The following is an 18,445-nucleotide window of genomic DNA, read 5'->3' on the forward strand; positions in this document are numbered from 1 at the left end:
ATAATGGTGTATGCAACTGGTGTATGAGAAAAATCTTCTATCTAGATTAGATTTCAAAGAACAAATCCTATGAACCCCGCAAACCTCACCAAACACCACTAATCCAAATACTTTTCTTGTAGATCTTGAATAACCGCTTGAATTTGTTTTGAAAGCGTTTGAATATAATCGTTCATTTCGTCTTTCGTTTCAAATATTAGCGTTTTATCTTCTAGTTTCTCTAGCATAGGAACTAGGTGATTAATCTGGATTTGCTTAAACATCGGGAGCATTTTATGCGCTATATTACTAATCGTATCATAATCAAAATCCTCCATTGCATACGTCATATCCAAGAGACTCTCTTGGGTACTATCAACAAAAATAACGACAAATTTTTGCAGCGCTGCACTATCCTCGCCAATAAATTGTTTAATTTGATTGATGTCGTATAGCTGTTCTGGTTTGTTAGTACTAACAGTGGGGTCTACGGCAGTTTGAAATTCAATTGTATAGTTAGGGTGTAGCAGTTGAGTAATTAATACTAATAATTCTTGTAATTGAATGGGCTTCTGATGAGCTGTTGTAAATCCAGCTTGTTTAAAGTCTTCTAAGGTTAAATCGCGTTTTCCTGAAAGAGCAATTACAGGGATTTCCTTGTACGTGGGATGTTCTCGTAAAAGTTGAACCATTTCAAAACCATCCATTTTAGGCATTTGAATATCACTTAAAATAAGGTCATAGCTATGCTGTGCTAAAACGGCTTCTATTTCTGATGAATCGTTGAGTACTTCCACTTGCTTGAAAATAGGAGATAAGAGTTCTTCCATTAATTGCAGCTGAATTTTATCGTCATCGACAACCAGAATGCTATTTTGATGTAAGATGGTAAATAACTCTTTGTATTGGCGAACGGTAGTATGGGTGTTGACTTGTATATCAGCCTGCTCTAGTGGTAGAGTTAAGGTGAAAATAGATCCTTCGCCAATTATACTTTCTACTTGGATGTCACCACCTAACAACCCGATTAAACGCTTGGATATGTTAAGTCCTAATCCTGTGCCTCCAAATCGCTTTTCTATCCCCTCATTGGCTTGACTAAATTCTTTAAAAATATTTTCAATCTGATTTTGTTCAATACCAATTCCTGTGTCAATGACTTTAATTTGTACTTTATTGTCTAGCTTAACTGCCTCTAGGAATACCCCACCTTTTTGGGTGAATTTTACGGCATTGGTAATTAAATTGGTGACTATTTGCTTTAAGCGATAAGGATCTGAAATAAAGGTGTTGTTGAGGGCCGAATCAACGGTCCATTTCAGTTTGATTTTTTTGTTTTCTGCATTGGGAACTAAAGGCGCACAAATGCTTTCAATCAATTCTTTGGGATTGAACGCCTTTTCTTGAATGCTTATTTTATTGTTCTCTAATTTAGAGAAATCGGTTAAATCATTAATTAAATTGGCAATGTATTGCGTTGAACTTTGGATGTTGTTGAGGTATTGCTTCTGTTTGGGCGTTAATGCTGCCGACTCAAGTAAGTGAGAAAATCCAATTAAACTGCCCAAAGGTGTTTGTAAATCATGTGTAACAGTTGCAAATAACATGGTTTTACTGCGCAATAAGACTTCTCTTTCTTGGTTTAATTGTTCTAATTTTAAACGATATTCTTGGGTTTGGTTGATGTCTTTGATGATAATCCATCCCAAAATAATAATAACAAACAACGCAGATCCTCCAATATAGGCAATATTGGTAGATGCTGTACTAATACGCGCTTTCGATTCGTTAATATTCTGATAAGAAAGGGTCAATAAATTTTGCTCAATACTTTCGAGAATCTTGCGCAATTCATTGGTGATATTTTTATTCTCGATAACGAGTTTTTGTTCTTCTTTTAATAGGGTGGCTTGTTGCTGATTTACTTTCTCCTGGGCTTTGAGAATGATGCTCTCCATGGCATTAATGAGGGAATCCGTTACATTGGGGTAATTGATGGTTTTGGTGATTGTATCGGTGTGGTCTCCTTTAAATAAACGCGCCCAAGCACTTCGCTTTTCTTTTTCTTTTGATTGAATAACGATAGGTTGAATTTTGCGCTCAATCTCATCGCGTATATCGTAAATCTTGTCAATAGCCTCGCTATAATTGCGATCTTGATTAATTTCTTTTCTCGCTTTAATGATGTTGTTGAAGCTCACTTTTTTCTTCTTTAGTAGCTCCTGAACTAAATCTATTTTTTGATGAATAGCCTGATCTGCTGTCGTTAATTTGATTTGATCAATCTGATTGACCAAGGTATCTAAGTGCGAATAATAGCTTTGGATGTCTTTATTCGTACCTGTTACAATTGCATTCCTACTGTATATCTCAGATGAATATAGGTTGTTTAGCGTACTGCTGACTAGAAAGATTTTATTGTTTTCCTTGACTACTTGTTCTTCTGGCAAGGTGAATTTTTTAGCCTCTTTATATATGTAAAAACCCGAAAAGAAAACAGCTCCTAGTAGAATAATATACAGGAATATGATTTTTATTTTAATTGATTTTGAGGGTTTCATTTGTTTTTGTTAGGATTGAATTACAAATGTACAAAATGTTGTGTCTCATTTTTGGATTTTGTTAGGCAATCAATTTTTTAATTCGACTGTTAAATGGTTAAGGTAAATTTTATTGTAGAATCTGCTGTTTTATGTTTTGTTGTTTGTTAAATTTTTAATTCTGTATTAATTTTGTTTGGATGTTTGTTATTATTGGTTAACTTTAGTGTAAATAATGTAATTGGTGTTTTGTTAAGTGCTGATGGATGTACATTGTAAAGGATAGTGGTTTAATCAAGTAAAACTGGATGTTATGGCAAAAAACGATTTATTTAAGAAAGATTGGTTGGATATTGTATTTGCAGGTCGAAATAAAAACTATGGTGCCTATAAATTACGTCTAGAAAGCCCAAGAACTACGCTTGTTGCTTTAGGAAGTGGGCTGTGTTTGTTCGCATTTGTATTTGTTGCACCAACAGCTATTGCTGCTTTTTTTGAGGAAGAAAATGAATTTGCTGGAGGAGAAATTATTTATGACAAGGGAATCGATGTACCCGTTGAACTTGTCGATGTAGATTTTCCAAAAGTAGAAAAACCTGAAGAAAAACCATTTGTAGAAGAACCTAAAGTAGCAGAGAACAGTGCGCCTGCTTCTAGTATGGATGTTGAACGATTTGTAAACCTTGTGGTGGCGAGTGCGGATGAAGTAACGGAAGAACCAGCTAAACAAGAAAATTTAGTTGATGTCTTAATTGGTACAACCACAATTGAAGGAAATCCTGAGGGGAGTATTCTAGTGGATGAGGCTCCTGGACATGTCGTAGATGGAACAGGAACCGATACGACGATAAAAGATGAAGGAGAAGGTGGAAATGAAATTCTGCGTTTCACCACTGAAAGAGCGGAACCAATGGGGGGAATGGCGAATTTTAGTCAAAACTTTATTTCTAAGTTCCGTGAAATACATATTCCTGATAACGCGACTAAAGTGCAGGTTATCTTGTCTTTCGTGGTGGAAAAGGATGGTAGTATTACGGATATTAAAGTATTGCGTGATCCAGGATACGGAACAGGAAAAGAAGCAATTCGCGTGTTAAAAACCATGCCAAAATGGAAACCTGCACGTCAGGATAATCGTACAGTACGATCTCAATTCACTTTACCTATTACGATTCAGGTACGGTAAGTGAGATAAATTGATAGATAGGTTTATAAAAAATAAAAGCGATCCAAGGATCGCTTTTATTGTATGCTGCATATTGAAATTAGTCTCTCGCAATTCCTCTTGAAATTACAATTTTCTGAATTTCAGAAGTTCCTTCGTAAATTTGCGTGATTTTAGCATCGCGCATCATGCGTTCTACGTGGTATTCTCTTACATAACCATTTCCACCGTGAATTTGAACGGCTTCTACAGTAGTATCCATCGCTGTTTTAGAAGCGAATAATTTAGCCATTGCTCCAGATACAGAGATATCTTGTCCGGCATCTTTTTCAGCTGCTGCTTTTAAGCAAAGCATTCTTGCAGCAGAAATTTGAGTAGCCATATCCGCTAATTTAAATGCAATCGCTTGGTGGTTGATAATTTCCGTTCCAAATGCTTTGCGTTCTTTGGCGTATTTTAAGGATAATTCGTAAGCTCCTTGTGCAATTCCTAACGCTTGAGAAGCAATACCTATACGCCCCCCATTTAAGACATTCATAGCAAAGGCAAATCCAAACCCATCTTCTCCAATACGGTTTGCTTTTGGTACTTTAACGTCCGTAAATAATAAGGTGTGGGTATCAGATCCACGGATTCCCATTTTTTGCTCTTTTGCGCCAATTTCAAATCCAGGTTGTCCTTTTTCAACAATAAAGGCATTAATTCCTTTGTGTTTTTTTTCTGGGTTTGTTTGGGCAATTACAATATAAAAAGAAGCTGTACTACCATTGGTAATCCAGTTTTTGGTTCCGTTTAACAAGTAATAATCTCCCATGTCAACGGCTGTAGTTTTTTGAGAAGTTGCATCCGAACCTGCTTCTGGTTCCGATAAACAAAAAGCGCCAATCGCTTCCCCTGATGCAACAGGTTTAAGGTATTTTTCTTTCTGCTCTTCGTTGGCATATTTCTCTAAACCTGCACAAACTAAAGAGTTATTAACAGATAAAACGACAGCAGTAGAAGCGTCAACTTTAGCGATTTCTTCCATTGCTACCACGTAAGATACACTGTCTAAGCCACTTCCTCCATATTTTGGATCAACCATCATTCCTAAAAAACCAAGCTCTCCTAGCTTCTTAATTTGCTCCGTTGGAAAAATTTGGTGCTCATCTCGTTCAATAACCCCTGGTAGTAATTCAGTCTGTGCGAAATCACGCGCAGCTTGTTGAATCATTAGCTGTTCTTCTGTTAATTTAAAATCCATTGATTGTTTATTTAATGCTATGTAAGCTGTAAAAATTATAGGTTCAAATATAGCGGAATAATATCAAATATTCAATTAGTATGCGTAAATTTATACCTATGAAAAATAGTCGCTACCACGTTATTGGAATCATGTCAGGCACTTCGCTTGATGGAATAGATTTAGTGTATGTTACCTTGTTTTTACAAGAAGGGAAATGGTCGTTTGAAATGAAGCAAGGACAAACGGTTCCTTATTCGGATGTTTGGAGAAAAAAATTAAAAACAGCAATCACCTTAAATAAAGAGGAGTTAGATCGCCTGGATGAGCAGTATACGGTGTATTTAGCCCAAGTTATTACTGGTTTTATTCAAGAACATGCCTTGGAAACTGTTGATTTTGTGTGTTCTCACGGACATACGGTTCTGCATCGTCCTGATTTGGGTTACACCGTTCAAATTGGAAACCTACCTATTTTAGCTGATTTGATTCAACATAAAGTGGTTTGTGATTTTCGTGTCCAAGACGTAATATTGGGTGGGCAAGGAGCGCCTTTAGTCCCTATTGGCGATCGTTTGCTGTTTGGTGATTATGCGGCTTGTTTAAATCTCGGCGGTTTTGCTAATGTGTCCTATGAAAATCAATTAAACTATCGTATTGCCTATGATATTTGCCCTGTGAATGTGCTGCTGAATGAACAAGCACAACGGCTAGGCTTTTTATACGATGATGAAGGGAAGATGGCTAAACAAGGACAAGTTTCTCTTCCGTTATTAACGGGATTGAACGAATTGGACTATTATACTAAAATACCACCGAAATCCCTAGGGGTTGAATTCGTTTCCAGTCATATCAAACCCCAATTAGCCTTGCATCCACTTCCTGTAGCAGATTATCTCGCAACTTTTGTTGAACATATAGCGATGCAAATAGCACATGGCATTCAATTGCCTCAGAAGGCTACTATTTTAGTTACGGGTGGCGGCGCATTGAATCAATATTTGATGGAACGCATCCGATACTATGCGCCATCGTATCAATTTGAGATTCCTCAATCTTTGCTGATTAATTATAAAGAAGCACTCATCTTTGCCTTACTAGGTGTTTTGAGACTCAGAGATGAAGTGAATACACTCGCTAGTGTTACTGGCGCGCAATACGACCATAGTTCGGGAGTTATCTATGATATTTTTGACCCTGTTTGGTAAGAAACCAAAGGCTTAAAAACGTTAATCTGCTTGTTTAGCTTCTGTAAAACCTACTATCTTTGATCTGCTTTTACAAGAAAAGACATCATATTTTTGCTTTTTTATTAGAAGCATTGAAATTGAGTAATTTACACCCATTGATTCGCATGCAATGCGAATCCTATTGTATTGACCTATGACCTATCAAGAAACTGTCTTGTGGATGTTTGAACAACTTCCCATGTATCAACAGCAAGGGGCTATTGCTTATAAAGCAGATTTGTCCAATATAGAAAAATTAACGGCTCATTTGAATCATCCAGAAAAGGCGCTTCAAATGTTACATATTGCTGGAACGAATGGAAAAGGATCTACGTCGTCTATGTTGGCTGCTATTTTACAAGAAGCAGGATATAAAGTAGGACTGTACACCTCTCCACATTTAAAGGATTTTAGAGAGCGTATTAAAATCAATGGAGAGGAAATAGCGGAGACTTTTGTTGTTGATTTTATTGCCACTAATAAATCATTTTTCGAACAAGAATCATTGAGCTTTTTTGAAATGACGGTAGGGATGGCCTTTCAATACTTTAAAGAGAAGCAAGTGGATATTGCGGTGATTGAAGTGGGGATGGGGGGACGATTGGATGCAACTAATATTATTACGCCTTTGGTTTCGGTAATTACTAATATCGGAAAAGATCACGTGGCTTTTCTAGGGGATACGTTAGAAGCAATTGCGGGAGAAAAAGCTGGTATTATAAAGAAGGGAGTTCCTGTAGTCATTGGTGAGTATGTAGTAGAAACCAAACCCGTTTTTATAGCCAAGGCCAAGGAAATGAACAGTCCGATTTATTTTGCCTCTGAAACGTATGCTTCGAATACCTGGACGTCGGATTTAAAAGGGGTGTACCAACAAAAGAATATACGCACCGTTCGTCAAGTAATCGAATTGTTGCGCAAAGAGTGGAAAATCTCCGAAGAACAGGAGAGAATAGGGCTCCAACACGTAGTACAAAACACAAAATTACAGGGGCGCTGGCAAATTTTACAGGAACAGCCAAAGGTTATTGCTGATACGGCACATAATGAACACGGGATTACAATTGTGATGGAACAGTTAAAAACCGAACAATATAAACAATTGTATGTGGTTTTTGGGGTGGTGAACGATAAAGATTTACAAAGTGTACTTCCTTTTCTCCCCCAAGAAGCAAAATACTTTTTTGCAAAGCCAAGTATTTTTCGTGGATTGGATGCAAAAGTTTTAGCGGAGAAAGCGAAGGAATTTGGATTGGAAGGTGAGGTTTGTGATTCAATACCAGAAGCTTATGCGAAAGCAAAGAGCGAAGCTAGAGCGGAAGACTTGATTTATATAGGGGGGAGCACTTTTGTTGTGGCAGAAATTTTATAAAAAAAAATTCCAAAAAGCTTGCAAACATGAAATCCCGTCGTATATTTGCACCCGTAATCAACACATGATTACACGTTCATAAAGAAAGGGCGATTAGCTCAGCTGGTTCAGAGCATCTCGTTTACACCGAGAGGGTCGGGGGTTCGAATCCCTCATCGCCCACCATTCTTACACATATTGAAAATATTCCGAATTTATAGAAATATTAATTAGGGCGATTAGCTCAGCTGGTTCAGAGCATCTCGTTTACACCGAGAGGGTCGGGGGTTCGAATCCCTCATCGCCCACAATATTTTAAATAAAAGTTAATTCGGGCGATTAGCTCAGCTGGTTCAGAGCATCTCGTTTACACCGAGAGGGTCGGGGGTTCGAATCCCTCATCGCCCACAATATTTTAGATTAACGTCAATTCGGGCGATTAGCTCAGCTGGTTCAGAGCACCTCGTTTACACCGAGGGGGTCGGGGGTTCGAATCCCTCATCGCCCACAATTTATCTTAAATTTGGAATTTTTCCGAATGTATAGTTTATATTCGGGCGATTAGCTCAGCTGGTTCAGAGCATCTCGTTTACACCGAGAGGGTCGGGGGTTCGAATCCCTCATCGCCCACAACAAAAAAAGCCTACTTCTACAGTAGGCTTTTTTTGTGAAATAAACTTCTATTTTTTTTCGTGATACACTACTTCAATAGCAGGGTGAATCGCTACTAATTCCTTTACTAGTTCCGAATTGCTTAGCGGTGCAACGTAAATCTCGTCAAATCGGTTGTATGTGATAATAATACCCTTTCTAGCTAATGCAGGCTTTGTACCTACCCATAAACTCTTCCCAATCTCAAGACGCGTAATCGTTAAGATATCTATTTTTCCCTTGATAAAAGCAGAACGGTAGTGAAAAAAATGCCCTTCTATCCCGTAAACAGTTGTGCTATACACCCAAACCAATAACAACACAGGTAATAAACTCAAAATAAGTTCAAATGCAATATCCAACAAACTACCTTCATGGGTATAAAGAATAATAAGGGGAATCAAACTGGCAAATAAAGGATAAATAAAAAATCCTTTCTTTTTTGCTGGGAATTTTTTCATTTTAAAGAGAAATAAGTACGTATCCAAATATACTTTTTTTTGCCAAAGTAAATGACAAACTTTTGTAAGTATAAATAAAATGGCAAAAGCAAGCATTTTGAACCTAAATTTTCCTTTTATCTATTTTAATCCTGATGAAATAAGAATTATCTTTGCCTATTAAATTTTGTTAATGATGTTGAATCAGATTTTAACTCCTCAGATTAGTAAAGCAGTCCAAGAACTGTATGATGTTGCAATTGATAAAGTTGAGTATCAAGTGACTCGAAAAGAATTTGAAGGAGATATTACAGTTGTTATTTTTCCATTTTTAAAACAGATTAAAGGAAATCCTATTGAAATAGGAACTAAAATCGGTACCTATTTAGTTGAAAATACAACTGAAATCGAACGGTTTAATGTCGTAAAAGGATTTTTGAATTTGGTGGTGTCGGATGCGTACTATTTATCTTCATTTGAGAAGATGAATAAAGAAGCGCATTTTGGTTTTCAAACCCCACAAGCAGACGACAAAGCGGTGTTGGTCGAATATTCTTCACCCAATACCAATAAACCTTTACACTTAGGACACGTTCGAAATAACTTATTGGGATTCTCTGTGGCTGAAATTTTAAAAGCTTCAGGAAAAAAAGTATATAAAACCCAGATTATCAACGATAGAGGAATCCATATTTGTAAGTCAATGTTGGCTTGGCAGAAGTTTGGTAACGGTGAAACACCTGCATCAACTGGATTAAAAGGGGATAAACTCGTAGGGAACTACTACGTGAAATTTGACGTGGAATATAAAAGTCAAATCAAAGAATTGATGGCTAGCGGAATGACGGAAGATCAAGCGAAAGCAGAGGCACCGATTATCAAAGAAGCTAAACAAATGTTGTTGGATTGGGAAGCAGGAAAACCAGAAGTTATTGATTTGTGGAAGATGATGAATCAATGGGTATACGACGGATTTGCCGTATCTTATGCTAATTTAGGTATCGATTTTGATAAAAACTATTATGAAAGTAATACCTATTTATTAGGAAAAGATGTGGTAGAAGATGGATTGGCCCGTGGCATATTCTTTAAGAAAGAAGATAATTCGGTGTGGATTGATCTTACAGATGAAGGACTAGATGAAAAATTGGTGCTTCGTGGTGATGGTACGTCTGTCTATATGACGCAAGATATTGGAACCGCCATTCAACGTGTGAAAGACTTCCCGGATATTGGAGGTATGGTGTATACGGTTGGGAATGAGCAAGATTATCACTTTAAAGTCTTATTCCTAATCTTGAAGCGTTTGGGATTTGATTGGGCAGATAGCTTGTATCATTTATCATACGGAATGGTGGATTTACCTTCAGGAAAAATGAAGAGTAGAGAAGGAACCGTTGTTGATGCAGACGAATTAATGCAGGAGATGACTAATACGGCTCGTTCTATTTCAGAAGATTTAGGTAAATTAGAAGGTTACTCGGAAGAAGAAAAGTCAACGTTGTATAAAACCATCGGTTTAGGAGCGCTTAAATACTATATTTTAAAAGTAGATCCGAAAAAACGCATCTTGTTTAATCCAGAAGAATCAGTAGATTTTGCAGGAAATACAGGGCCGTTTATTCAATATACGTATGCGCGTATTCAATCGATTTTACGTCGAGCTGATTTCGATTTAACGCCTGCTATTGCTGCTATTGCACTAGATCCTAAAGAAAAGGAAATTATCAAGTTGTTGGAAGATTTCCCTGAAGTAATCCAAAATGCAGCGCGTTCACATAGTCCTGCTTTAGTTGCTAATTATGTGTATGATCTGGTAAAAGAGTACAATTCTTTCTACCAAACGGTTTCTATTCTTGGAGAAGAAGACTTGACGTTGAAAACGTTTAGAGTACAATTATCTCAAAAAGTTGGTTTGGTGATCCAAGACGCATTCTCTTTATTGGGAATCGCGGTGCCAAATCGCATGTAATTTAGTTCTTTGTGAAAGTAGTAAAATCATACATGATACAGTCATTAGCCATTGTTATTTTGGCTAGTGGCTTTTTTTTATTCTTTAAAGCAAATTTACCTCAAAAGATTTTTTCTGAAGAAAAACCCAAAACAAACAATGTTGTAATTGACAGCTTGTTGTTAGAAGCAATCGAAGAGGAAAAAGTAGCCGTTAAAGAAGAAGAAGAAACTCCACCAAAGGTAGAGCAAGAAGAAGGAGCCGTACTTGTTGTTCAAGAAGACGATTTGTTTTCGAATGAAGGGGAGGCGAATTTCAAAGGAATGCTATTCCTAGACTATTTTTTTAGTCGTTTATACCAGGTCGAGGCAGAAAATCAAGGACGTGCTCGTATCGCTTACTATGGAGATTCTATGACCGATGGAGATATGATTGTCCAAGATTTGCGAAAAAATTACCAAGATAAATATGGGGGGGCTGGAGTCGGATTTGTGCAAATTACCTCCGAATCAGCTTCATCTCGAGGATCTGTGGTACACAAATACTCAAATAATTGGAAAGTACAATCGTATTTGAATGTCAAAAACCCATGGAAACCCTTTGGAGTTGGAGGACAAGTGTTTTTTGTCAAAGATACGGTCAAACCTACGTGGGTAAGTTACCAAGCAGGGGCGATTCGCAATATGACAACGCTGAATAATCCAACGTTGTATTATGGTAAATCAACTAATACTCGAGGAACTGTTGAGGTAATCCAACAAAAAGATACCTTGAGGAAATCACTACAAGCTACTACTTCACTTAATAAATTAAAATTAACGGCGGGTTCAACTAAGCAGTTGAAAATGCAATTCATACATGCCGATTCGATTCCTTTATATGGTATTGATGTCAGTAGTGCAACAGGTGTACAAGTAGATAATTTCTCGAGTAGAGGAAACTCGGGATTACCCCTGTCGTTGTTTAATGTAGGTGTCATGCAAAAATTCCAAAAAGAGTTGGATTATAGTTTGATTATCTTACATTATGGAACCAATGTATTGAATTATGGTTCGTATAATTACAACTGGTATACCAAACAGATGAATAAAGTCGTTAGTCATTTGAGACAGTGTTTTCCAAAGGCATCGATTTTAGTTATTTCGACAGCGGATAAATCGACGAAATACAATTTAACGATGGAAACTGATTCAGCAGTAACGCCTTTAATGCGTGCACAACGCAAATATGCGATGGAGTCCAAAACGGGATTCTTCAACTTATATGAAGCCATGGGCGGAAAGGGCTCTATGGTTCAATGGGTAGAAGAATCACCTGCTAAAGCAAATAAAGATTATACGCATTTTAATTTTAGGGGTGCACAGGCGGTTTCGACGCTGATTTTTAAACAATTAGAAGAGGGATACGCAGCATATAAAAAGGAAAAAGAAGGAGCTAAAATAAAAGAAGACTCCTTACAAAAAAAGAAAGTTCAAAAAGAAATAGATACGGTGTCTAATGATAAGATGGAGTAAGATTAGCGTTGCGCTGTTGCTTTTGGCAAGTACTGGTGTTTTTGCTCAAGAACAACCAATTGTTCCAGAGGATTTAACAGTGACTAGTGTGCAAGATACACTCAACGAACCCTATAAAAATAGGATTTACTATCCCGAACAATTGAAGCATTTTTTCACCAGCTTAAAAGAATTAAGCGAAGGAAAACGCAAAAAAGTGAATATTGTTCATATTGGGGATTCTCATATTCAAGCGGATTTTTTTAGTGGAAGAGTACGCAGCTTAATTCAAGAGCAATTTGGCAATGGAGGGTTGGGATTTACTTTTCCGTATCAATTGGCGCGTACCAATAGTAATAACTATGTACGTTATTCTAGTAATTCAGATTGGGAAAATAGAAGAAATATCTATCCAGTCAACGGAGCTAAAGTAGGGTTAAGTGGTATTGCCTTATCTTCAACTACTAAAGATGCTGTCATTAAAGTTGATTTAAGAGAAAGTAAATTTGCTTTTACGAAAGTGAAACTATTTACCCCCAATAATGAATTGGTTTATCGGGTAGGAACAACAGATCGCGAGCTGAATTTGACAAATACGACCGTTTCAAAGACGAGTACACATAAAATTAAATCAGGTGAATCGCTCTCGGGGATTGCTAAAAAATACCAAACAACGGTGACTCATCTAAAGCAGTTGAACAAAATGAAATCAACGGCGATTCAAGCAGGTAAAACATTGGTTATTCCAACTAAAGAGGTAGAGCGTCCCAGAATTGTTACATCTGTTTTTGAGCCAGTACACTACAGCAAACAAAAAAATTGTTTTGCCTTTGATTTTCCTAATGCAACGGCACAATTCTATTTGTATGCCGTGGGGCAAAATGAATCGAATGACTTAAATGGACTGGTTTTGGAAAATGATCAAGCGGGAATTGTTTACCACACTATTGGGGTTAATGGCGCACGCTATTCCGATTATAATAAATATCCCTTGTTCTTTGATCAATTAGAAGGACTAGAAGCCGATTTAGTGATTCTATCTATGGGAACGAATGAAGCTTTTGATAAGATAGATGCCGAAAGTTTTAAAAAAGAAGTAAATCGATTTTTAAAAGAGGTAAAGAACAGAAATCCTCAAGCATCTATTTTGATTACTTCCCCTCCTCCCAGCTATTTCTCTAAAGGAAATCCAAATACGGTAGCAAGTACGTTAGCCAATGAAATTATTATCAATGGGGTAGAACAAAAATATGCCATTTGGGATATGTACTATAACTTAGGAGGAACACTGGGGTTACCTTATTTAATGGAGGAACAGCTCTTATCAAAAGATTTAGTACATTATACTATTAAAGGGTATGAATATACAGGAACTCTATTTTTTGAGGGATTGATGCAGGGATACCAGAACTATTTTTCAACAGAAACGGAACAGACAAATGAGTCTATTTAATATAGAATTGCCCACTGTAACCTTGGATGATGTTATCCACTGGTTTACATTTAACCCGAAAGAGCCTTTGTTGTTTAACTCGGCTTTGTTTTTGGGTATGTTTATTGTTTTTTACTTTATCTATATTGGGCTAAGGAAAACGTTTCATGCTCGTCTACTCTATGTCGTGCTCTTTTCCTTGTTTTTCTATTATAAATCCAGTGGGTTGTACCTCTTTATTTTAATTGGTTCTTCCTTAATGGATTATACCTTTGCCAACAGTATTCACAAGAGTACGCATGAACCTAAAAAAAGGTTCTTACTGACCTTGAGTGTACTCTTAAACCTTGGATTATTAGGGTATTTTAAATACACTAATTTCTTTTTGGATGGATTTAATTTTTTTGCTGATACCAAGTTTCATCTCGATGATTTGATCTTACCCGTGGGAATTTCATTCTATACCTTTCAATCCATTAGTTATATCATTGAAATTTACCGCAAGGAGATTGAACCAACCAAGAGTTTCTTGGATTATCTCTTCTTTATTTCCTTTTTCCCTCAATTAGTTGCAGGGCCTATTGTACGCGCTAAAGATTTCATTCCGCAGATTTATTCTAATCTTATCGTTACGCGTAATCAGGTGAATGAAGGAATGTTGTTGATTATTGGAGGGGTATTGAAAAAGGCGGTGATCTCTGATTATATCTCAATTAATTTTGTGGATCGCGTATTTGATGCACCGAATAGTTATACTGCTTTTGAAAATTTAATGGCTTCCTATGGATATGCCATTCAGATATACTGTGACTTTTCAGGCTATTCCGATATGGCGATTGGTATTGCTTTATTATTAGGGTATCGTTTACCGATGAACTTTGATGTACCTTATCAATCGACCTCTATTACCGAGTTTTGGAGAAGATGGCACATTTCTTTATCTACCTGGTTAAAAGATTTTCTATATATCTCAGTAGGTGGAAATCGAAAAGGAACATTTGGAGGATATTTCTTCCCTAGTTTGTTTTTTATTGGGATTATTGGATGGGGAATTTACAGCTATAATTCGAGTATCTATCCCTTAATTATAGGGACGTTAGCTCTTGTTGTTTTTCTATTGACTATTGCTTTGTCCAAAACCAAAGAGAAGAGCTTGTTTACTAATTTCAATCTATTGACAACAATGCTTTTAGGTGGGTTGTGGCACGGGGCGAGCTTGCGCTTTATTGTTTGGGGAGCTTTACACGGAATTGCTCTAGCGGTTCACAAAATAGTGATGGAATTGTTTCCGCGTCCTAAAGATAGACCTGTTTCTTTTGTATGGCGCATTATTTCCATTGTCTTGACGTTTCACTTTGTAACGTTTTGTTGGATTTTCTTCCGCGCAAATTCTTTCGAAACTGCGTTGAATATTATTTACAATATTGCCGACTTAGAATACGATTGGGAGGCTTGGCAAACGATTATTATGGGGTATAAAAATGTGTTTTTGTTAATCGCCATCGGATTTGTTTGGCATTTTATTCCAAAACGCTGGATGGCTATTCCACAACAATGGTTTAATGTAGCTCCAATTTTTGTGAAATCAGTAGTTTTAGGATTTGTATTTTGGGTGGTATACGCCACAGCAACAGCAGGTCCTCAACCTTTTATTTACTTTCAATTCTAAGAAAATAAAAGATATGAAAAATAAAAAAGCCTCGCTTATGTGAGGCTTTTTGACTTATTTTCTGATATCAGCACTGTGTTTTGGAGATAAATTAGGCTCTGCAAATGAAATCGTTTGTTCTTCTTCTAAAGCAGCTAAAATAGCATACACTTTCTTGTAATCTGTTTTAACAGGAACATTGATAACGAAATAGTAATCATCCACTAACTCAATCTCTGTTTGGGCGTATAAAATCTCGTTATACAAATCATCACGGTTGTATTTTTCCTTGAGGACCATAACTTGAATCGTACTATTGCCCGAAGGTTGTTCAATATGCGCTAATTTATAGCGCTTTTCTCGCGCATCGAAAGTTGCATAAACAATATCCTCACAAGACAATTCAGGACCATAGAACGGAATATTGTCAATCTGAAACAACTGCTTGTCCGCATCAACAACAATTCCCCATAGAATCTCTTCCGTTTCTTTTTCTAATACTTCACTGTGATATTGGATGGCAATCTGTTCGTACTGTTCTTTCATATTGTTCTATTTTAAATGAGACACGCAAGCCGTGACTTTTCGTCCACAAAGATAGGGGGTATAATTTTAATTTGTAAATGAACCCATTGGATTTATTAAAAAAATCATTTGGTTCTATGATTACCAACAGTAAAAAAGAGTATCTTAGAATTTAATTATCTTTTCAACTCCTTACTAGACTTATGAAAAAAATATTATTTACCTTATGTTTAGCGCTAGTTTATTCCGTGACGCTACACGCACAAAATCAATTGGAGCATTTCCTTAAAGAAGGCGTTGCTTACCACGATCAGGGACTATATGATCAAGCCATAGCAAGCTATCAAAAGATGCTGGAATTGGACCCTAATTCGAGTTTAGGACACTATGAAATTAGCTTGAGTTATATGTATAACAAAGCATATGATTTAGCGATAGAACACAGTGAAAAAGTGATTGAAGCGGGGGGACGTCTACTTATCCCAGCTATTGTGGTAAAGGCTTCTTCGTGGAGTGACCAAGGTAAAGTGCAAGATGCAATAGATTTATTAGAGGAAACTACGGAAAAATATGAATTAGACGTAATGGTATTGTATAACTTGGCCATCTGTCATTTCAAACGGAATGACTTAGAAAATGCAGAACGTGCCTTGGTTGCAGGAATTTATACAGATCCTTTTCACCCTAGTTCGCATTATATGTTAGCTGTTTTAAAAGAAAACCAAAATTTACGAACAGCGTCCATGTTATCGGCTTATTTTTTCTTGCTACTAGAACCTAATACAGCCCGTAGTGAGAAAATGCTAGCTTTTTTGGATCGCGCATTTATGAAAGGGGTTGATGCTTCTCCAGAAATAGGAGAGAGAAAAGTTATTAATTTAACCTTAAATGAAAATGATTTAGATACGCAGTATGGAGTGGTAGAAATGGGGTTAACGATGGCAGCTGCAGTAAGTTTAAGTGAACAAGACAAAAAGAAAAAAGATGTGTTTTGTGAGCGTACAACCTCTTTTTTGGAACTTCTACCTGCTGCGAAAGAAAGGGGCAAAAAAGAAGGATTAAGTTTAGATACTCATTTTTATCTCCCTTTTTATAGTGCTTTGTCAAGTGCGAATTACAAGGAGTTATTTTGTAAATATACCAATCAACGCGCATCCGATACCAATCAGAAATGGCTGACTAAAAATGAGAAAAAGGTTAAGGCTTTCAAAGCATGGACTGAAGAAAAAATAGTAGAACTCATTCAATTAGAAGAATAAAAAAGCGAAAAGGAGGAAGGTAATTCCTCTTTTCGCTTTTATAGGTCAGTGATTGTGAAAAAAATACACCAAATGATTATTGCCAACCACCGCCTAATGCTTTGTATAATTGTACACCATATTGGAGCTTATTCAATTTTAATTTGTTGAGGTTTAGCTCATTGTCTAACCTGTTTTTTTGTGCGTTGATGACCTCAATATAGGTTGCATACCCACTGTTAAATAGTAAGTTCGATTGTTTTACTCCCAGACGCGAAGTCGTTACCTGTTCATCGGCGATTTCAATTTGCTCGGTTGTCGTTTGTAAATTGATTAACGCATCGGTCACTTCTGTCACTGCAGTATATACTGTTTTTTGAAAGTCAATTTCACTTTTCGTACGCTCTATTTTTGCTACTTCAAAGTCAGTTTTTAGCTTGCGCTTATTGAAAATAGGGTTGGCTACTTTGCCAATTAAACTTCCAAAGAGCGAACCTGGAATATTAAACCAGTTTTCTCCCAGCATACTATTTACTCCACCTTCGAGATTAATGGTTAACGAAGGATAGCGCGCTGTTTGTGCTACGCCAACTGCGGCATTTTTGGCCTTTAGTTCAAATTCAGCCATTTGTACATCGGGGCGATAGTGCAGTAAGGCTAAAGGAACTCCTGTACTACTCAATTCTTCTTGCCTTACTTCTGTTAGTTTTACTTCACGAATAATAGTTGTTGGTAATTGACCAGTTAAGAGAGAAAGTGCATTTTCTTGAATGGCAATTTGCTGTTTTAATGATGGAATTAAAGCTTTTGCTACCAACATTTGGTTTTTCGTTTGTGTAATGGCCAAGGAGGTGATTTGTCCAGCATCTCGTTGCAATTCAACTATTTTTAACGTGTTTTTCGTTAATTCGTAGTTGGTTTGTGCTACTTCCATTTGGGCATCTAATAAGAGCAGGTTGTAGTAACCTTGCGCTATTTGAGCAATCAACTCGGTTTGAATCGCTTTCTTAGCCTCGGCTGTTTGTAAAAAACGCGCCAACTGTTCAGCTGTCTGACTCTTAATTTTACCCCAAATATCTAGTTCCCAACTTAAGGCTAAACCTGAAGTGTATTGGGCTGAGTTGACATACATATTCGTGGGAGCTTCTTCTCCTTTATTTTTATAGTAATTGGTAGAAGGGGTCCCGTAGTAGTTCTCCGAACGATATTGATAGGCTACACTTCCTGCTTCTAAACCTAAGGAAGGTAACCATTCTAGCTTAGCTTGCTTTGTTTTTTGGGCAGCTATATCTAAATTTTTGATTGCATTTTGCATGTCAAAATTATGTGATAACCCCATATCAATTAAATGGGTTAATTGTTCATCTTGAAAGAAATCACGCCATTTAATTGCAGAAACGCTTAGCGAATCTTGCCCAATTATCGTGTCATTTTGCCCTCTGTAGGTTTCAGGTAGGTCAAAGGTTGGTGTTTTATAGTTCGATTGAGGTGCACAAGCCTGAAATAAGGTCAAACTTGTCCCCAATAGAATTACGAGCGTGAAAGGAGCAATGGTTCTATTTTTATTCATCTTGTTTTCTT

Annotated in this window: 13 protein-coding genes and 5 tRNA genes; 13 read left to right on the plus strand and 5 right to left on the minus strand. The window is 36.9% G+C overall.

The window, feature by feature from the left end; genetic code table 11:
- Positions 1 to 98 precede the first annotated feature (98 nt).
- The gene (locus ACLJX0_RS12395; RefSeq protein ID WP_410880842.1) at positions 99 to 2,540 is read right to left on the minus strand and encodes an ATP-binding protein; all 2,442 of its coding nucleotides are present in this window, start codon (positions 2,538 to 2,540) and stop codon (positions 99 to 101) included.
- A gap of 292 nt (positions 2,541 to 2,832) precedes the next feature.
- Here ACLJX0_RS12395 and ACLJX0_RS12400 point away from each other — a divergent pair, with 292 nt between their 5' ends.
- Positions 2,833 to 3,705, plus strand: a complete 873-nt coding sequence (locus tag ACLJX0_RS12400) for an energy transducer TonB (RefSeq protein ID WP_410880844.1) — start codon at positions 2,833 to 2,835, stop codon at positions 3,703 to 3,705.
- Between the two features lie 79 nt (positions 3,706 to 3,784).
- On the opposite strand, the gene ACLJX0_RS12405 is transcribed toward ACLJX0_RS12400, so the two are convergent.
- Positions 3,785 to 4,927, minus strand: coding sequence for an acyl-CoA dehydrogenase (locus ACLJX0_RS12405; RefSeq protein WP_410880845.1), 1,143 nt, complete (start codon positions 4,925 to 4,927; stop codon positions 3,785 to 3,787).
- Between the two features lie 98 nt (positions 4,928 to 5,025).
- On the opposite strand from ACLJX0_RS12405, the gene ACLJX0_RS12410 reads away from it, so the two are divergent.
- The 7 genes from ACLJX0_RS12410 (at position 5,026) to ACLJX0_RS12440 (ending at position 8,116) form a co-directional block, all read left to right on the plus strand.
- Entirely contained in the window at positions 5,026 to 6,114 is a 1,089-nt protein-coding gene (locus ACLJX0_RS12410; RefSeq protein ID WP_410880885.1) for an anhydro-N-acetylmuramic acid kinase, read from the plus strand.
- 175 nt (positions 6,115 to 6,289) lie between these two features.
- Positions 6,290 to 7,507, plus strand: a complete 1,218-nt coding sequence (locus tag ACLJX0_RS12415) for a bifunctional folylpolyglutamate synthase/dihydrofolate synthase (RefSeq protein ID WP_410880847.1) — start codon at positions 6,290 to 6,292, stop codon at positions 7,505 to 7,507.
- An 87-nt stretch (positions 7,508 to 7,594) separates the two neighbouring features.
- A tRNA-Val gene (locus ACLJX0_RS12420) sits at positions 7,595 to 7,672 on the plus strand.
- Between the two features lie 47 nt (positions 7,673 to 7,719).
- A tRNA-Val gene (locus ACLJX0_RS12425) sits at positions 7,720 to 7,794 on the plus strand.
- Positions 7,795 to 7,819: 25 nt separating this feature from the next.
- Positions 7,820 to 7,894 (plus strand) — tRNA-Val (locus ACLJX0_RS12430).
- 25 nt (positions 7,895 to 7,919) lie between these two features.
- Positions 7,920 to 7,994 (plus strand) — tRNA-Val (locus ACLJX0_RS12435).
- A 47-nt stretch (positions 7,995 to 8,041) separates the two neighbouring features.
- A tRNA-Val gene (locus ACLJX0_RS12440) sits at positions 8,042 to 8,116 on the plus strand.
- Positions 8,117 to 8,166: 50 nt separating this feature from the next.
- Here ACLJX0_RS12440 and ACLJX0_RS12445 read toward each other — a convergent pair.
- Positions 8,167 to 8,598, minus strand: coding sequence for a PH domain-containing protein (locus ACLJX0_RS12445; RefSeq protein ID WP_410880849.1), 432 nt, complete (start codon positions 8,596 to 8,598; stop codon positions 8,167 to 8,169).
- A 172-nt stretch (positions 8,599 to 8,770) separates the two neighbouring features.
- On the opposite strand from ACLJX0_RS12445, the gene argS reads away from it, so the two are divergent.
- From argS to ACLJX0_RS12465, 4 genes are read left to right on the plus strand one after another with little or no spacing between them, the layout of a single operon-like run.
- A complete protein-coding gene (argS, locus tag ACLJX0_RS12450; protein ID WP_410880851.1) occupies positions 8,771 to 10,549 on the plus strand; it encodes an arginine--tRNA ligase in 1,779 nt (592 codons plus the stop codon).
- Positions 10,550 to 10,581: 32 nt separating this feature from the next.
- Positions 10,582 to 12,042 carry a hypothetical protein gene (locus tag ACLJX0_RS12455; protein WP_410880853.1) on the plus strand — a complete coding sequence of 487 codons (1,461 nt, stop codon included), beginning with the start codon at positions 10,582 to 10,584 and terminating at the stop codon, positions 12,040 to 12,042.
- Positions 12,026 to 13,474: a LysM peptidoglycan-binding domain-containing protein gene (locus ACLJX0_RS12460; protein WP_410880855.1), complete on the plus strand. Its 1,449-nt coding sequence runs from the start codon at positions 12,026 to 12,028 to the stop codon at positions 13,472 to 13,474. Before ACLJX0_RS12455 ends, ACLJX0_RS12460 begins: the two co-directional genes overlap by 17 nt.
- Complete coding sequence (locus tag ACLJX0_RS12465) at positions 13,461 to 15,122, plus strand: MBOAT family O-acyltransferase (RefSeq protein WP_410880856.1); 1,662 nt, start codon at positions 13,461 to 13,463, stop codon at positions 15,120 to 15,122. The genes ACLJX0_RS12460 and ACLJX0_RS12465 overlap by 14 nt, the downstream gene beginning before the upstream one ends.
- 54 nt (positions 15,123 to 15,176) lie before the next feature.
- Here the strand turns inward: ACLJX0_RS12465 and ACLJX0_RS12470 are convergent, their stop codons facing one another.
- Positions 15,177 to 15,647 (minus strand): DUF4265 domain-containing protein, encoded by a 471-nt coding sequence (locus tag ACLJX0_RS12470; RefSeq protein ID WP_410880858.1) that lies wholly within the window; start codon positions 15,645 to 15,647, stop codon positions 15,177 to 15,179.
- 182 nt (positions 15,648 to 15,829) lie between these two features.
- On the opposite strand from ACLJX0_RS12470, the gene ACLJX0_RS12475 reads away from it, so the two are divergent.
- A complete protein-coding gene (locus ACLJX0_RS12475) occupies positions 15,830 to 16,885 on the plus strand; it encodes a tetratricopeptide repeat protein (RefSeq protein WP_410880859.1) in 1,056 nt (351 codons plus the stop codon).
- 76 nt (positions 16,886 to 16,961) lie between these two features.
- Here ACLJX0_RS12475 and ACLJX0_RS12480 read toward each other — a convergent pair whose 3' ends face one another.
- Positions 16,962 to 18,434, minus strand: a complete 1,473-nt coding sequence (locus tag ACLJX0_RS12480; RefSeq protein WP_410880861.1) for an efflux transporter outer membrane subunit — start codon at positions 18,432 to 18,434, stop codon at positions 16,962 to 16,964.
- Positions 18,435 to 18,445 lie beyond the last annotated feature (11 nt).

This window comes from Myroides sp. DW712 (genome assembly GCF_046557355.1).
Taxonomy (GTDB): Bacteria; Bacteroidota; Bacteroidia; order Flavobacteriales; family Flavobacteriaceae; genus Flavobacterium.

What these genes read in the sequence shown, in the direction of transcription:
- ACLJX0_RS12395 (WP_410880842.1), bottom strand. Translation starts at nt 2,540, where the DNA reads ATGAAACCCTCAAAATCAATTAAAATAAAAATCATATTCCTGTATATT.
- ACLJX0_RS12400 (WP_410880844.1), top strand. Translation starts at nt 2,833, where the DNA reads ATGGCAAAAAACGATTTATTTAAGAAAGATTGGTTGGATATTGTATTT.
- ACLJX0_RS12405 (WP_410880845.1), bottom strand. Translation starts at nt 4,927, where the DNA reads ATGGATTTTAAATTAACAGAAGAACAGCTAATGATTCAACAAGCTGCG.
- ACLJX0_RS12410 (WP_410880885.1), top strand. Translation starts at nt 5,026, where the DNA reads ATGAAAAATAGTCGCTACCACGTTATTGGAATCATGTCAGGCACTTCG.
- ACLJX0_RS12415 (WP_410880847.1), top strand. Translation starts at nt 6,290, where the DNA reads ATGACCTATCAAGAAACTGTCTTGTGGATGTTTGAACAACTTCCCATG.
- ACLJX0_RS12445 (WP_410880849.1), bottom strand. Translation starts at nt 8,598, where the DNA reads ATGAAAAAATTCCCAGCAAAAAAGAAAGGATTTTTTATTTATCCTTTA.
- argS (WP_410880851.1), top strand. Translation starts at nt 8,771, where the DNA reads ATGATGTTGAATCAGATTTTAACTCCTCAGATTAGTAAAGCAGTCCAA.
- ACLJX0_RS12455 (WP_410880853.1), top strand. Translation starts at nt 10,582, where the DNA reads ATGATACAGTCATTAGCCATTGTTATTTTGGCTAGTGGCTTTTTTTTA.
- ACLJX0_RS12460 (WP_410880855.1), top strand. Translation starts at nt 12,026, where the DNA reads ATGATAAGATGGAGTAAGATTAGCGTTGCGCTGTTGCTTTTGGCAAGT.
- ACLJX0_RS12465 (WP_410880856.1), top strand. Translation starts at nt 13,461, where the DNA reads ATGAGTCTATTTAATATAGAATTGCCCACTGTAACCTTGGATGATGTT.
- ACLJX0_RS12470 (WP_410880858.1), bottom strand. Translation starts at nt 15,647, where the DNA reads ATGAAAGAACAGTACGAACAGATTGCCATCCAATATCACAGTGAAGTA.
- ACLJX0_RS12475 (WP_410880859.1), top strand. Translation starts at nt 15,830, where the DNA reads ATGAAAAAAATATTATTTACCTTATGTTTAGCGCTAGTTTATTCCGTG.
- ACLJX0_RS12480 (WP_410880861.1), bottom strand. Translation starts at nt 18,434, where the DNA reads ATGAATAAAAATAGAACCATTGCTCCTTTCACGCTCGTAATTCTATTG.